The sequence below is a fragment of the Ruegeria sp. BF10 genome (assembly GCF_056538725.1).
This window is the reverse complement of the sequence record NZ_JBQFTR010000001.1, coordinates 929,019-943,902: the sequence shown is the minus strand read 5'-3', so window position 1 is coordinate 943,902 and position 14,884 is coordinate 929,019. Positions and strand designations below refer to the sequence as shown.

Below are 14,884 nucleotides of genomic sequence, written 5' to 3'. Positions count from 1 at the left end.
ACATTGCCGCCCGATCTTAGACGTGATCACTGCCCCTGAGACAACCATTCAAGGTGAACCGGGATGAAAAAGATCGAAGCGATCATCAAGCCGTTCAAACTGGACGAAGTAAAAGAGGCATTGCAGGATGTGGGCGTCCAGGGCCTCAGCGTCATCGAGGTCAAGGGCTTCGGTCGCCAGAAAGGCCATACAGAACTGTATCGCGGCGCCGAGTATGTCGTCGATTTTCTGCCCAAAGTTAAGGTCGAGGTCGTATTGGACGACGATCAGGTCGACGCCGCGATCGAAGCCATCGTGTCGGCCGCCAAAACCGACAAGATCGGAGACGGCAAGATTTTCGTGTCCCCCGTCGACCAAGCCATTCGCATCCGGACCGGAGAAACCGGCTCGGACGCGCTCTAACTCACAAGATTACTGACACATCTATCAGAAGGACCAAGGGAATGAGCGTAGACGCAGTTCTCAATACAATCCGCGAAGAAGACGTCGCCTATGTCGACATCCGTTTCACTGACGTGCGCGGCAAGTTGCAGCACGTGACGGTGGATGTCGATCTGGTCGACGAAGACTTCCTGGAGGAAGGCTTCATGTTTGACGGCTCGTCCATTGCAGGCTGGAAGTCGATCGAAAACTCGGACATGAAACTGATCGCCGACACGACATCGGCTTACATCGACCCGTTCTATGCTGAAAAGACACTGTGTCTGCACTGCTCGATCGTTGAGCCCGACACCGGTGAAGCCTATGGCCGCGACCCGCGCGGAACCGCGCAGAAGGCCGAAGCCTACCTGAAGTCCAGCGGTATCGGTGACGTTGCCTACATGGGTCCCGAAGCTGAATTCTTCCTGTTTGATGACGTTCGTTTTTCCAACAGCATCAACAAAGTATCCTTCGAAGTTGATGCAACGGATGCGTCGTGGAACACCGACACCGAATACGAGATGGGCAACATGGGCCACCGTCCGGGCGTCAAGGGCGGCTACTTCCCGGTCAACCCCATCGACGAAGCGCAGGACCTGCGTTCGGAAATGCTGTCGACCATGAAGCGCCTGGGCATGAAGGTCGACAAGCACCACCACGAAGTGGCCTCGTGCCAGCACGAGCTGGGCCTGATCTTCGACAGCCTGACCAAGCAGGCCGACGAGTTGCAGAAGTACAAGTACGTCATCCACAACGTCGCGCACGCCTACGGCAAATCGGCCACGTTCATGCCGAAGCCGATCGCAGGTGACAACGGCACCGGCATGCACGTGAACATGTCGATCTGGAAAGACGGCAAGCCGCTGTTCGCTGGCGACAAATACGCCGACCTGTCGGACGAGGCGCTGTACTTCATCGGCGGCATCCTGAAACACGCCAAGACCCTGAACGCCTTCACCAACCCGTCGACCAACAGCTACAAGCGCTTGATCCCCGGGTTCGAAGCCCCCGTACTGCGCGCCTATTCGGCACGCAACCGTTCGGGTTGTGTGCGTATTCCATGGACCGAAAGCCCCAAAGCCAAACGTGTCGAGGCCCGCTTCCCCGATCCGGCAGCCAACCCCTATCTGGCATTTGCCGCCCTGCTTATGGCCGGCCTTGACGGTATCAAGAACAAGATCAACCCCGGCGAGGCGATGGACAAGAACCTGTACGACTTGCCCGCCGAAGAACTGGCCGACATCCCGACCGTCTGCGGCAGCCTGCGTGAGGCGCTGGAAGCTCTGGCATCCGATCACGACTTCCTGCTTCAGGGCGATGTGTTCACCAAAGATCAGATCGACGGCTACATCGCACTGAAGATGGAAGAGGTGGAAACCTACGAGCACACGCCACACCCGGTTGAGTACGGCATGTACTACAGCTGCTGAGCTGCATTCGAAAACGACTTGCAAGGGCGTCCATTCGGGCGCCCTTGTCATTTCCGCCCACAGGATTTGACGCACCACCATTGATCCAACAGACTGATGTGGACACTCCCGGTCGGAAACAACCGCATGCCGCCTGGCTTTGTTAAGGCGCTGTCCGATACCCGGATTTTATCCCGGATCGTCCGGGGCAAAAAGCGTGTCGACACGTTCCATAATACGCTGAAGAAGCTGCCCGTCAGTGTAATTCCCGATGTTCACGGCAAAATGGAAACGCTCAAGGAAAAGGCCGCGTTGGCTTCCACTAACCGCTTTGCCGGAGCCAAGGCTCACGCTAGGCTAATATCAGATTTCAGATCAATCGGATTACGCCCATGTTTCGCCTGACCGCCATTCTTGCCCTTTCTCTTTCCCTGACCTCCCCGGTTCTGGCCGCCCCCTGTGGCAACACCAGCGCAGGATTCGAGGCGTGGAAGGCCGATTTTGCCAAACAGGCACGCAAGGCGGGGGTGAAGAAGAAAGGTCTGCAAGCGCTGTCCCAGACACAATATGCCACGCGCACCATCGCCGCGGACCGCAATCAAAAGAGCTTCAAATACTCGCTGGACAAATTCATGCGAGTCCGGGGGGCCGATACGATTGTCGCTCAGGGCCGCAAACGCAAAGCCGCCAACCCGAACTACTATGCCGCCTTCGAACGGCAATACGGTGTTCCTGCCGGCGTTCTGATCGCCATTCACGGCATGGAAACCGGCTTTGGCAATTTCATGGGCGACAGTCAGGTTGTTTCCGCAATCACAACACTGGCCTATGATTGTCGCCGGTCCGAGTTCTTTATTCCACACGCAATCGGGGCACTGAAACTGGTCGACATGGGCAGCATCACAATGGCGACAAAAGGGGCAAAACATGGCGAACTGGGCCACACGCAATTCCTGCCCGGCAACGCCCTGACCTATGGTGTCGATGCTACGGGCGACCGGCGCGTGGACTTCTACAACATGACGGATGCATTGGCCTCAACCGCCAATTTTCTTCGCAAGAAGGGGTGGAAACCGGGGCGCGGCTATCAACCCGGAGAACCAAATTTTCGCGTCTTGCAGCAGTGGAATGCAGCCTCTGTCTATCAGCAATCCATCGCAATCATGGGCGCCCGAATCGACAATTAGCGCCGCCGCACCGGCACCACGTGCTGCGCCCGATTTCGCCACATTTCCGCCACAGTGACAAACAAAAGCCTTTAGTTGCTTGGTTTCCAAAGCGTAACCAATCACCGGGAAATTTCACTTTTTTGCATTTTTCGCCAAATTCTCTGCAAGAAGGGGTGCTAACCTTTGGCTGACAGAACGTAAAAAAGGACGGGGCAGTGGCTCGGAAGCACAGCTACCATGGCGGCCTGCAATTTGATGGCGACGCAACCGGCGCGATAGAGCGCTTTGGAACGATCGTCGCCACGACGCTGGAAGACTACGGTCATCTGGTCGAGCGCAAGACCCTGCTCAGCGCAACCGAGGCCAGCATCGTCTCGAGCCAGTATCTTGTGCGGATGACTCTGGATACAGGCAGCTCCGGGCAGCAGGACCGATACGAGCGCATGGATCGCGCCGCGGGGTTGAAAACCATAACGAAACCCCGCGTGTCGCATCCCCAAAACAGGTTGGTCGTGACGTTCACGCCGGTCTCGCCACTTTTGGACGACGCCGAGATTTCCGAACTGATGCTGGTGGTCACTCTGTATCGCATGGTCGATATCTGTTCGACCCGGCGGGTTGAATGGCTGTCGCCGCACACGGTTCTTACCGTCGAGCACTTCATGAGCGCTTTTGACACCCTGACACCAAGCCGAACAACGCGGAATCGAAAGCAGATCTTTAAATCACTGACCGGACAGTTCGCCGGGATGCAGCAGTCTGAACAGGATGACACGATCACTGCCCTTCACGCTCCTGCCGCGCGTCCGATTCAACTGACGGATGAACAATTGCTCAGCATCGCGTTCCGAAACGACGAGCCAGACCTGCCCGCCCAGAGGGATGCAGGCGCGGCCATCGCGGATGATGATGACAAGCCAAGCGACATCCTGCGTCTCAGCAGTTGGTGCATGACCGGAGTTTTGGCCAGCATTTCCGCGCCGATTGCCGTATCGATGGCCGCAGTCAACCTGATCCGGGGCGAGGATTTCCGCCTCAACACACAGGTGCTTGTGTTCACTTTCGCCATTGTCGCGCTGAACGCCAGCAACGCGTTCGCCGATGTAGCGGGCGCCTTGGGCATGTAAAAGAATTACCGAAGACCCTCCTAGGAGGCCCCGCCATCAGGCGGGGTTTTCCGTTTCCGGGATCGCGTTTGCGGCCAGAACGTAAGTGTGGATGGAAAACACGACCGCGTTGGTTTTCGGCAACCGCAACAACGTCTGCCGCTCGCTTCGCAGGTAAGACGCCTGACGCTGGTCTCGTATTTCGCGCGGCTCACTGGCACTGCGAGGCTGGAACAGCTCCGGGTCTTCGTACCACAGGGCATTGAAACGCCACAGCGGCCGGCCGGGTTGAATACCGTCAAACAGTCTCTGCACCCGTTTCGCGACATTGGCGTCATAGCTTTCCACGGGCACGTGGATATCAATCAGCGGTCGCATGAATTTCTCGGACAAGCGCCAACTGGCAGGAAAACACAGGATGGCACCCGTCAGAACATGCTCATTTCCCCGTTTCTGAAGGATGCAGAAGTCCTCCTGCACCAGCCTGCACAGTGTATCAAGCGGACGATCCCGATCGATCGCGACGGATACGCCATCCGGTCGTACGACCTCTGCACCGGCCGTGGGATAGGTCTGCATCAGCACCAGATCCAGTAGTTCCATGGCGGCAGGCTTGGCCTGAGGGTCAAGTGCAAGAACGTCTTCACGCCGCTCGGCCAGAATTTCTTCGCGGCGCCGCATCTGGTCGGCAAAGGCCTCATCCTGATGCAGCCAGCTTTCCATGGTTGCCGGTTGTATACCCGGCAAAGCGCGTGGGTTACCGACATCATATGGGATTTTGTTTTGTAGAATACGCTTCATGCCAGTGGCTTAGCATGCACAGCTTTTCTTGTCGGTCGAAAACGACAACCTCGCCGTCGCATTTTTCTCAGACGATTGGTTGTGGCGGATGAATTGTAATTGGAACAAGCGATGAGGCCAGCCATGAACCAGCACTACCGAGACACGCGCAAGATAGACCCCAGCCGTGGCACGACACTGGGCGATGGTACACCAAACGAAAATGACAGGATCGAGATTGGGCCGACGCAGCTTGCGTTTGACGAATGGGCCGCTGCGGGGCTGGAACTTCCCAATCTGGCACGGATGCGGGAACACCGCTGGAAGAGGCTGACACAGGCCATCGTGGACCGCGGCTATGGCGGCTTGCTGATTTTTGACCCGCTGAATATCCGCTATGCCACCGACAGCACGAATATGCAGCTGTGGAACACCCACAATCCGTTTCGGGCGGTTCTGCTGTGTGCGGATGGCTATATGGTAATCTGGGATTACAAGAACTCGCCTTTCCTCAGCACCTTCAATCCGCTTGTACGCGAGCAGCGCTCGGGCGCTGACCTGTTCTACTTTGACCGCGGCGACAAGGTTGACGTGGCCGCGGACGTGTTCTCGAACGAGGTACGCGTACTGATCGAAGAACACGGCGGCGGCAACAAGCGCCTGGCCGTCGACAAGATCATGCTGCACGGATTGCGCGCGCTTGAGGCGCAGGGGTTCGACATCATGGAAGGCGAAGAGCTGACCGAAAAGACCCGCGCCGTCAAAGGGCCCGACGAAATCCTCGCCATGCGTTGCGCCAGCCATGCCTGCGAAACCGCCGTTGCCGAAATGGAACGGTTTGCCCGTGCCAATGTAGGCGATGGCAAGACCTCGGAAGATGATATCTGGGCTGTTCTTCACGCCGAAAACATCAAGCGTGGTGGTGAGTGGATCGAAACCCGCCTGCTGGCTTCGGGTCAGCGGACCAACCCCTGGTTTCAGGAATGCGGCCCGCGGATCACTCAGCAGAACGAGATCATCTCGTTCGACACCGACCTTATCGGATCCTACGGGATTTGCGTCGACATTTCCCGCAGTTGGTGGATCGGCGATCAGAAGCCGCGCGAGGACATGATCTATGCCATGCAACACGCGCATGAACACATCATGACCAATATGGAGATGCTCAAACCCGGCGTGATGATCCCGGAACTGACTGCAAATTCCCACAGGCTGGACGAAAAGTTTCAGGCGCAGAAATATGGCTGCCTGATGCACGGCGTCGGCCTTTGCGATGAATGGCCGCTGGTTGCTTATCCGGACAAGGCGGTCGAGGGGGCTTACGATTATCCGCTGGAACCTGGAATGGTCTTGTGTGTCGAGGCCTGCGTGGGCGAAGTCGGTGGCGATTTCAGCATCAAGCTGGAGGATCAGGTTCTCATAACCGAAGACGGGTATGAAAACCTGACGAAGTACCCCTTCGATGCCCGGTTGATGGGGCTCGAGTGAGGCCGGCACCTCATTCTGACCAATGTGACCGGCGCACGTTGCCGTGCCAGTCTTCGACAGCTGAACTTGCCTGAGCCTGCGGCCCGCTGAAAACTGCGGGCCGGGATTGCCCGACGGCGAAGCCCAAAAGGCCAGCCAGAACAATCGCCAGAACTGTACCTGGAAGTATCTTAGGAAGGTGTACGGCGGTGTCTGCATGTGTCATCTGTGTCTCCTTTATCAATTGCTGTGGTCAGTAGATGGGCCTGACAGTGGCATAAGTGAAACGAATGTTTGTTGTCGATCTCATCACAATTCTTGATTTCATCAACCTACCCCAGGGGTACGACCGCTTCTGCCCCCACCCGAGGCATCTGTCAGATTGCAAAGCGCTCGCTTCGTGCTCACCTTCCCGTGACGCGTTTGACATAAGGGTTGTGACCCGGCGGGCTTGACCACAGTATTGGGGATGTTTCCCCGAACCGCTCAAGGAGCCGACATGCCCACGGAACGCATCACTTTTGCCGGACATGACGGCAGCCAATTGGCCGCGCGGCTGGATTTACCGGATGGTCCGGTCCTGGCGACGGCTCTGTTTGCCCATTGCTTCACCTGCTCCAAGGACATACCTGCGGCCCGGCGCATTTCAGCCCGTCTGGCGGCCATGGGGATAGCGGTGCTGCGGTTCGACTTCACCGGCCTGGGTCATTCCGAGGGAGAGTTCGCCAACACCACCTTCACGTCGAATGTCGAGGATCTGATCTCGGCCGCGCACTATCTGGCCGGACGAAACATGGCCCCTGCCCTGTTGATCGGTCACTCGCTTGGCGGCGCAGCGGTTTTGCGGGCGCGTGCGGGAATTCCGACGGTCAAGGCGGTGGTTACCTTGGGCGCACCGGCCGATCCCTCTCATGTGTCCCATCATTTCGAAGATGCCCTGCCCCAGATTGAACAGGACGGTAGCGCCGAGGTCACCTTGGGCGGACGCCCGTTTCGAATTGGCAAGGCATTCGTGGATGACATTGCTGAAACGGCCCTGTCGGCCGCGATCGCTGATCTCAAAGCCGCTCTGCTGATCCTGCACGCCCCTCGGGACGAAACGGTCAGTATCGACAACGCGAGCGCCATCTTTCTGGCGGCAAAACACCCGAAAAGCTTCGTCACCCTCGACGATGCCGATCACCTGATCACACGAGCCTCGGATGCTGAATATGCCGCGGATGTCATCTCGGCTTGGGTCTCGCGCTATCTGAAACTTTGCCCACCCGCGCCACCTCCGGGTGCGCCGGAAGGTGTCGTTCGCGTGACCGAGGCGGATCCGAATGGCTTCATGCAGGATATTCAGGCAGGTCCGCACCATCATGCAGTTGCAGATGAGCCTGCCTCTTATGGCGGCACGGATAAGGGCATGTCGCCTTATGGCTTTGTCTCATCCGGTCTCGGCGCCTGCACGTCCATGACGATAAGGATGTATGCGCGCCGCAAAAAATGGCCGCTGACCAGTGTCAGCGTCGATGTCTGCCATGACAAAGTTCATGCTCAGGATGCCGGTTTGGCAAATGAGGGCAAAGTGGATCAGTTCCGCCGCAAGATCCGTCTGAGCGGCCCGCTTGATCAGGAACAAAAACAGCGCCTGCTGGAAATCGCGGACAAATGCCCGGTTCACCGGACACTTGAAGGCTCGGCGCATATCACGACCGAACTTCTTTCCTGAGAAAAGGCCGCCGGACAGGCGGCCTTTTGATTATCTGCGGCGTGGTGCCGGGCGATGGATTGGTGGCCGCGCGGCAGGTGGCCGGGCCACCGGGGGCCGCGGCCGCGCAGGAGGTTTGGCAACCGGTGGATTCGGGCGCTCGGGACGCACCGGTCGATCAGGTCGATTTGGGCGCTCCGGGCGGTTGATATCAACATCCACATCAACGTCGTGATAGTAGTCGTTCCACAGCATCGAGTCATAGAACGGGTCATACCCATATCCGACGCCAACCGTTACGCCGTCACAGGCCGACAGCGTCAAAGTCGCAGCCCCCAGACCCAATGCGAGTGAAATCCGTTTGATCAGTCTAAAGCTCATCTTACCCCACCTCACAGAAGCGACCGGAACGACGCGAATACGGCATTCAGATCGTCTGCATAATCCGGGTTTGCCCCGTCTCGCAAAATGGCAACGGCTATGGCGACACGATTGCGCGGCAAGTCAATGACGGTGGCCGTAAAGCTCACTCCCTTGCCATCCCTGCGCCCGGTCCCGCGATAGACCCGGGCAGGCAACCCTCCGATGCGGGTGTCGCTGGTGCTGGTGATGGTCGGGTCTTTGACCAGAAACTTGTCGATATCCTGCAAGTACCGGACACCATCCTGGATGGTTGCAACTCCGGCAGGCGAAACAAAGCCCATCCAGACCATATCGTCCGTTACCGGACGCAGCCCCATGACCCGAGCCACCGCACGCGGATCATCCAACCCGGTGTCTTCGATCTCACGCGGGCCGCCGGTGCGCAGCACCCAGAAATCGGGCACGTCGAACCGAAACAGCGCGCGACCATCCTCGGTATATGTCACCGGAGTGTCGGCCAATGCCGATCCTGCCCCACCCAGCCAGACAGCGGCGCAAACGGCAAAAATCGGAGCTGATAAGAAACGCATATCTCAATAACCTGATAATTTCTTCGCCCTCAGCTTGACCCCTGAAAGAGCGACTTGTCCAGCACTGCGTTGCAAAGACCCAAGAAAACCGCGATCAGGTATTGCCGTTTACCACACATGTTGTCTGACTTTTGCAAGCATCGCACCCCAGCTTGCAGACAAACGCATGAAATCTATTTTGCGTAAACCCCGACGGTCTGGCCGCCTGCATCATCAACGAAACGGATCGTTTCCCCATTTCGCCAGACGTCGTAGCAAGCACACAAATCGGCAGGTGGCCATGTCGAGCAGTATTGATCACCTCTCACCGCCCAGCGCCCGACACTGGGCCCGCCCGAGAAGTACTGCGTGGTCATGCTGGCTTCGAAAGTCTGCCAAACACCCGCACCGTATTCCAGCTTCTTGCCCGCCAAGGCCGTCAGGATTTCCTCTCCGGACAGTTTCTGGAAGTCTCCTGCTACCAAAACACCCGGCCAAAGGGCGAAAATCAGGGCAAACCGTCTCATACCTGCTCTCACATCTTGTTCCCTTGCGCACGGGCGGCTAAACCCCGCGCCAACGCCTCATCCCAATCACATAAAGGTGCTGCCGCCAATGATTCCCCGTTATTCCCGCCCTGACATGGTTGCCATCTGGTCGCCCGAAACCAAGTTTCGCATCTGGTACGAAATCGAGGCGCATGCCTGCGATGCCATGGCCGATCTGGGCGTGATCCCGCGCGAGAATGCAGAAGCCGTCTGGAAAGCCAAGGATGTGGAATTCGACGTCGCCCGCATCGACGAGATCGAAGCCGTCACCAAACATGACGTCATCGCCTTCCTGACCCATCTCGCTGAACATGTTGGCAGTGAAGAGGCCCGGTTCGTGCATCAGGGCATGACCAGCTCGGACGTGTTGGACACCTGTTTCAACGTCCAGCTGACGCGCGCGGCCGACCTCTTGATCGCCGATCTCGAAGGGCTTCTGGCTGCACTCAAGCGCCGCGCGTTTGAACACAAGGACACGGTGCGCATCGGCCGCAGCCACGGCATCCACGCAGAGCCCACGACAATGGGCCTGACCTTTGCCCGGTTCTATGCCGAGATGGACCGCAACCTGTCCCGCATGCGCGACGCCCGTTCGGAAATCGCAACTGGCGCGATCAGCGGTGCCGTCGGTACATTTGCCAATATCGATCCCGCCGTCGAGGAACATGTCTGTGACAAAATGGGGCTTGTGCCCGAACCGATCAGCACCCAGGTGATCCCGCGTGACCGCCATGCGGCCTTCTTTGCGACGCTGGGCGTCATCGCCAGCAGCATCGAAAACATCGCCATCGAAATCCGCCACATGCAGCGGACCGAGGTATTGGAAGGGGCCGAATTCTTCTCGATGGGCCAGAAAGGCTCGTCCGCCATGCCGCACAAGAAAAACCCCGTGCTGACCGAGAACCTGACCGGGCTGGCGCGCATGGTGCGCGCAGCTGTGATCCCGGCAATGGAGAATGTCGCGCTCTGGCATGAACGCGATATCTCGCACTCGTCCGTCGAACGCATGATCGGTCCGGATGCCACGATCACTCTGGATTTTGCGCTGGCCCGTCTGACTGGCGTGATCGACAAGATGCTGATCTTCCCCGAAAACATGTTGGAAAACATGAACAAATTCCCGGGCCTTGTCATGAGCCAGCGCGTTCTGCTGGCCTTGACCCAGGCAGGGGTCAGCCGTGAGGACGCCTATGCCATGGTCCAGCGCAACGCGCTGAAGGTTTGGGAACACCGCACCGATTTCAAAGAGGAACTGCTGGCGGACGCCGACGTGACTGCCGCGCTCAGCCCCGAGGAAATCGAAGAGAAATTCGACCTCGGCTATCACACCAAACACGTGGATACGATCTTCGCCCGGGTATTCGGCGAATAAGCTGCGAGTCGACATCCCGTTCGCACGGCCCGGCCCGCAATTCGCAGGCCGGGCCTTGTTTTTGCCAGACCGCCCGAAATCGGCTATTCTGTGGATGAACTATTGGAGAGAGGCACCATGATCCGTACCGTTCTTTGCTCACTTGCACTTGTTTGCGCGGCGTCTGCCGGCCTTGCATGCAGCGCTCATTCCAAACAGACGCAATCCTGCGCACCGGGCACAGCCTGGGACACTGAAACGCAAAGCTGCACGAAATCGGTCAATAGCTGACGAATTTCTGTCCGACTTGTGAATAAAAGCAACCGTTCCACTGTTAGCTTTTTTGTAGATCGCACTATGATTTTGAGAGCAGCCCCGAGAACGGAGTAAGAATATGCGCCTTTTGTTAGCTTCAGCCCTCGCTTTGCAGGCCTTCGCCTTTGCCCCGGCGGTCCACGCCGCAGGCGGCGACAGCAGCAGCCCACCGAAACCGACGAATACGACCAAGAAATGTTTGTTCGGTCGGGTCTATGACGAAGCCAGAGGCCGGTGCGTCAAACCCAACAAGACCAACCTGTCGGAAGATCAGCTATACGACGCCGTCCGCGAACTGGCCTATGACGGGCAATACGGGCACGCTCAGGATATCCTGCGGATCATGGATCAGGACGATGACCGCGTGCAGACCTATTGGGGCTTTACCTACCGCAAGATGGGCGAGCTGGAGTTGGCGAACGTCTTTTACCAGAATGCCATCAATGCCAATCCCGACAATCTTCTGGCGCGCAGCTACATGGCGCAAGGCTTTGTAGCCGAAGGCAAAACCGATCTGGCGATCGCGCAATGGCGCGAGATCAAAGCCCGCGGCGGCGAAGGGACCTGGGCCGAGACGTCCCTGCGCGAGGCCATCCGGACGGGGCTGACCTACAGCTACTGAGCTTCAGGGTTATTTAACCCGACTCCCGTTATTCTGCCCGTGGTTCGGAAAACTTGGCACTACGGTCAGATGCAGGACACAAACGCTTTGATACAAATGGCAAATGGGGGGTCAGCGCCGCTTGCCGCGGGGGATGACGGCGCGCCGCAAGTTGTTCCGCGAACATTGACCGGCCGGCAAAAAGCGGCCGTTGTCGTGCGCCTTCTGTTGAACGAAGGCGCCGATATTCCACTTGAGGAATTGCCCGACGACCTGCAAGAGACATTGACCCATCAGCTTGGGCAAATGGGCCTTGTGGATCGTGTAACCCTGGGCGCAGTGGCCCAGGAATTCAGCGACGCTCTGGACAACATCGGGCTGGCATTTCCGCATGGGCTTGCAGGTGCATTGGATGCGGTGAACGGAAAGATCGCACCATCGACAGCCGCGCGCCTGCGCAAGCTTGCCGGGGTGCGCCAGATCGGCGATCCATGGCAACGCCTGCGTGACGTACCCGTTGAGGATCTTGCCAAAATGGCTCAGGCGGAAAGCACCGAGGTGGCGGCCGTCATGCTTTCAAAGATGGATACCGCGCAGGCGGCACAGATGCTGGCCCATATGCCGGGCCCGGTTGCGCGGCGCATTACCTATGCCATCTCGAAAACAACAAATGTCACCCCCGAAGCTGTTGAACGTATTGGCTGGTCGCTGGCCGCGCAACTGGATCGGCGGCCTGCTCAGGCTTTCGACAATGGCCCCGACGCACGAGTCGGCGCGATCCTGAACCAGTCGGCGGCCGCAACACGCGACGACTTGTTGAACGCATTGGACGAGGACGACGCCGAATTTGCGGATCTGGTACGCCAGTCGATCTTCACCTTTGCCCATATCCCAAGCCGTATCGCGGCCCGCGATGTTCCCGCCATCCTGCGTGAAGTGGAACAGCCGGTTCTTGTCACCGCACTGGCAGGGGCCGCCGCGGATGATGACAAGGCATCCGTTGAATTCATTCTGTCAAACATTTCGTCCCGCATGGCCGACAATCTGCGCGAGGAAATGGCCGAACGTGGGCGCGTCAAACAATCGGAAGCCGAAGACGCCATGACACAGGTCGTGGCCGCCATTCGCACTCTGGTCGACGCCGGTTCAATTACTCTGATCGAAAAAGATGATGAGGAAGATACGGCCTGATACGTGAAACCAGGAGTTTTGCTCTGTCCGGCCACCTGCTGCGGGCTCAGGTTTTCCGCCCGTCTGGGCGCTTGAGCTTGCAGGCATCGGGCTGTATGTCATTCTCAGCAATTCGCAACACGCGGTGAGACACCTCCATGCCCGTTGAAAAGTCGGAGCTCAGCCGGTTTGAGCTTGGGAAATACTATGTCGCCAACCTGTTTCTTCAGGGGGTCATCCGCGTTATGCGCATGCTTCCCTATGAGCGGCGTATTCCAACGATGGGGGCCGTCGTGCGGTCTCTGGCACCTGTTGTCGGGTTTCGCAAACGTGTCCGTCGGAATCTGAAGCTGACTTGCCCGGACTTGCCTGAAGCCGAAGTCAGGCAGATCTGCCGCGATGTGCCGGACAATGCCGGTCGTGCAATCATGGAGCATTTTTCTCCGGAAGATTTCATCGAACGCCAGAGCAAAGCCAAGATTTCAGGCCCAGGCATTGTCGCATTTGACGCGGCTGTTGCCGAGGGGCGTCCGATCATGATGATTACGGCGCATTTCGGTCACTACCTGGCAGCGCGCATCGCCTTGCAAACCTACAGCGGTCAGCCCATCGGCTGCCTGTATCGGCGGATGGCCAACCCGTATTTCAACGACGCTTATGTCGAGGCCTTCTACAAGACAGGGGCTCCGATGTTCGAACAGGGGCGGCGTGGTATGGTCGAGATGGTACGCTCGTTGAAAAAGGGCGGGATCATTGCCATCGTTTCCGATCTTCACGCAATGGGCGGTGAGGAACTGATGTTCTTCGGCAAACCCGCGGTGACATCCGTGCTGAACGCCGAGCTGGCCATCAAATACAAAGCCGAGCTGATACCGTGTTACGCGGTGCGTCAGCCCAACGGTCTCGATTTTGAGATCGTTCTGCACGAACCGGTTCCGCACACCGACCCAAAAACCATGACCCAGTTCACCAATGACGATCTGGAAAAGATGGTGCGGCAGCATATGGGGCAATGGTTCTGGATTCACCGCCGCTGGAAACACTGGAACGGGTTGGGCATCAAACCGGAAGAGATGCCCTGATCACCTGACCCGGGTGGCGGCAACAATCGGCCCTTCCCCGGCGCTTTGAATCAGAACGACAGCCGGCAAATCTGAACCAAGCTGAACCGTAAATGTTTGCGGCGCAGTTCCATCCCATTGCCCCGCAATCTGCCAGGCCTCAACGACATTGGCATAGTCCAGTTCGTGTCCGGCCAGTTCTCCACGGCGGATCGAAGCGTGCCGCATGGGAGAATACTGAACCACATGTACGTCATAGGTATCGCCTTTCGGCAACTCGACGGGCGTCACATCCACTGTCACCTCATCGGCCGAGCGCACGGCCGTCACCAGCGCTTCGGGCGCTGCTTTCAGATGTGCTTCGATCAATCGATCAAGCTCCCGGGCTTGCGCCCCGACGATGTCGTGCTGCCCGTTGATCACCATCTGCGGGGTGTAGATCATGGAACGCCCCCCCTCTCGCGCATAAGCCCGCTGCCGAAGCGTATGATCGGGGTCTGCGTACTCGTCCTTCCACCCGATATAGTCCCAGTAATCGACATGCAGAGCCAGCCCTATGACGTCGTCGCGCTTGGCCAGATCATGCATGATCCGATCCGCCGGCGGGCAGGATGAACACCCCTGAGACGTGAACAGCTCGACCACAACCGGGTCTTCCCCGGCTGCGACCTTTGCCGCCACAAGGCAGGAAAACACGGTGGTCAAGGCAATGGATCTGAACATGAGAACTCTCGGGTTGAGCGGTTGGATCTCAGGGATAGCTGCTTTGCCACTCAACGACCAATCAAGGTTTCTTGAGACATTGACACACGCCCCAAGGAAAAAAGTGTACAATAGTATACAAATTTACCTCTCAACGCCT

General features: G+C 58.0%; 17 protein-coding genes. 11 read left to right on the top strand and 6 right to left on the bottom strand.

The genetic code is table 11. The features are described from left to right. Positions 1 to 63: 63 nt before the first annotated feature. From ACR0DJ_RS04775 to ACR0DJ_RS04755, 5 genes are all read left to right on the top strand, one after another. Positions 64 to 402 (top strand): P-II family nitrogen regulator, encoded by a 339-nt coding sequence (locus ACR0DJ_RS04775; protein ID WP_170343910.1) that lies wholly within the window; start codon positions 64 to 66, stop codon positions 400 to 402. 41 nt (positions 403 to 443) lie between these two features. Beyond that, positions 444 to 1,850 (top strand): type I glutamate--ammonia ligase, encoded by a 1,407-nt coding sequence (glnA, locus tag ACR0DJ_RS04770; protein ID WP_117868600.1) that lies wholly within the window; start codon positions 444 to 446, stop codon positions 1,848 to 1,850. A gap of 96 nt (positions 1,851 to 1,946) precedes the next feature. After that, positions 1,947 to 2,234 carry a hypothetical protein gene (locus ACR0DJ_RS04765; RefSeq protein WP_480686229.1) on the top strand — a complete coding sequence of 96 codons (288 nt, stop codon included), beginning with the start codon at positions 1,947 to 1,949 and terminating at the stop codon, positions 2,232 to 2,234. Beyond that, positions 2,222 to 3,016: a lytic murein transglycosylase gene (locus ACR0DJ_RS04760; RefSeq protein WP_480684055.1), complete on the top strand. Its 795-nt coding sequence runs from the start codon at positions 2,222 to 2,224 to the stop codon at positions 3,014 to 3,016. The genes ACR0DJ_RS04765 and ACR0DJ_RS04760 overlap by 13 nt, the downstream gene beginning before the upstream one ends. A 197-nt stretch (positions 3,017 to 3,213) precedes the next feature. Then, entirely contained in the window at positions 3,214 to 4,125 is a 912-nt protein-coding gene (locus tag ACR0DJ_RS04755) for a hypothetical protein (protein WP_170343908.1), read from the top strand. Between the two features lie 36 nt (positions 4,126 to 4,161). On the opposite strand, the gene ACR0DJ_RS04750 is transcribed toward ACR0DJ_RS04755, so the two are convergent. Beyond that, complete coding sequence (locus ACR0DJ_RS04750; protein WP_480684054.1) at positions 4,162 to 4,905, bottom strand: heme-dependent oxidative N-demethylase family protein; 744 nt, start codon at positions 4,903 to 4,905, stop codon at positions 4,162 to 4,164. A 123-nt stretch (positions 4,906 to 5,028) separates the two neighbouring features. On the opposite strand from ACR0DJ_RS04750, the gene dddP reads away from it, so the two are divergent. Then, a complete protein-coding gene (gene dddP / locus ACR0DJ_RS04745) occupies positions 5,029 to 6,372 on the top strand; it encodes a dimethylsulfonioproprionate lyase DddP (protein WP_170343906.1) in 1,344 nt (447 codons plus the stop codon). Positions 6,373 to 6,382: 10 nt separating this feature from the next. Here the strand turns inward: dddP and ACR0DJ_RS04740 are convergent, their stop codons facing one another. Beyond that, positions 6,383 to 6,577, bottom strand: a complete 195-nt coding sequence (locus tag ACR0DJ_RS04740) for a hypothetical protein (RefSeq protein ID WP_170343905.1) — start codon at positions 6,575 to 6,577, stop codon at positions 6,383 to 6,385. 273 nt (positions 6,578 to 6,850) lie between these two features. Here ACR0DJ_RS04740 and ACR0DJ_RS04735 point away from each other — a divergent pair, with 273 nt between their 5' ends. Beyond that, positions 6,851 to 8,065 carry a bifunctional alpha/beta hydrolase/OsmC family protein gene (locus ACR0DJ_RS04735; RefSeq protein WP_425078464.1) on the top strand — a complete coding sequence of 405 codons (1,215 nt, stop codon included), beginning with the start codon at positions 6,851 to 6,853 and terminating at the stop codon, positions 8,063 to 8,065. A 30-nt stretch (positions 8,066 to 8,095) separates the two neighbouring features. Here the strand turns inward: ACR0DJ_RS04735 and ACR0DJ_RS04730 are convergent, their stop codons facing one another. The 3 genes from ACR0DJ_RS04730 to ACR0DJ_RS04720 all read right to left on the bottom strand — a co-directional run bounded on the left by ACR0DJ_RS04730 (position 8,096) and on the right by ACR0DJ_RS04720 (position 9,503). Then, the gene (locus tag ACR0DJ_RS04730; protein ID WP_170343903.1) at positions 8,096 to 8,425 is read right to left on the bottom strand and encodes a hypothetical protein; all 330 of its coding nucleotides are present in this window, start codon (positions 8,423 to 8,425) and stop codon (positions 8,096 to 8,098) included. 11 nt (positions 8,426 to 8,436) lie between these two features. Continuing rightward, positions 8,437 to 8,997 (bottom strand): hypothetical protein, encoded by a 561-nt coding sequence (locus ACR0DJ_RS04725; protein ID WP_480684051.1) that lies wholly within the window; start codon positions 8,995 to 8,997, stop codon positions 8,437 to 8,439. A gap of 173 nt (positions 8,998 to 9,170) precedes the next feature. Beyond that, positions 9,171 to 9,503 carry a hypothetical protein gene (locus ACR0DJ_RS04720; protein WP_480684050.1) on the bottom strand — a complete coding sequence of 111 codons (333 nt, stop codon included), beginning with the start codon at positions 9,501 to 9,503 and terminating at the stop codon, positions 9,171 to 9,173. Positions 9,504 to 9,591: 88 nt separating this feature from the next. Here ACR0DJ_RS04720 and purB point away from each other — a divergent pair, with 88 nt between their 5' ends. From purB to ACR0DJ_RS04700, 4 genes are all read left to right on the top strand, one after another. Further along, the gene (purB, locus tag ACR0DJ_RS04715; protein ID WP_170343901.1) at positions 9,592 to 10,896 is read left to right on the top strand and encodes an adenylosuccinate lyase; all 1,305 of its coding nucleotides are present in this window, start codon (positions 9,592 to 9,594) and stop codon (positions 10,894 to 10,896) included. A gap of 373 nt (positions 10,897 to 11,269) precedes the next feature. Next, positions 11,270 to 11,812: a tetratricopeptide repeat protein gene (locus tag ACR0DJ_RS04710; protein ID WP_171328000.1), complete on the top strand. Its 543-nt coding sequence runs from the start codon at positions 11,270 to 11,272 to the stop codon at positions 11,810 to 11,812. A gap of 96 nt (positions 11,813 to 11,908) precedes the next feature. Continuing rightward, the gene (locus ACR0DJ_RS04705; RefSeq protein WP_480684758.1) at positions 11,909 to 12,982 is read left to right on the top strand and encodes a flagellar motor switch protein FliG; all 1,074 of its coding nucleotides are present in this window, start codon (positions 11,909 to 11,911) and stop codon (positions 12,980 to 12,982) included. 137 nt (positions 12,983 to 13,119) lie between these two features. Continuing rightward, positions 13,120 to 14,043: a lysophospholipid acyltransferase family protein gene (locus ACR0DJ_RS04700; RefSeq protein ID WP_480684048.1), complete on the top strand. Its 924-nt coding sequence runs from the start codon at positions 13,120 to 13,122 to the stop codon at positions 14,041 to 14,043. Here ACR0DJ_RS04700 and ACR0DJ_RS04695 read toward each other — a convergent pair whose 3' ends face one another. Next, a complete protein-coding gene (locus ACR0DJ_RS04695) occupies positions 14,044 to 14,745 on the bottom strand; it encodes a DUF1223 domain-containing protein (RefSeq protein WP_480684047.1) in 702 nt (233 codons plus the stop codon). Positions 14,746 to 14,884 lie beyond the last annotated feature (139 nt).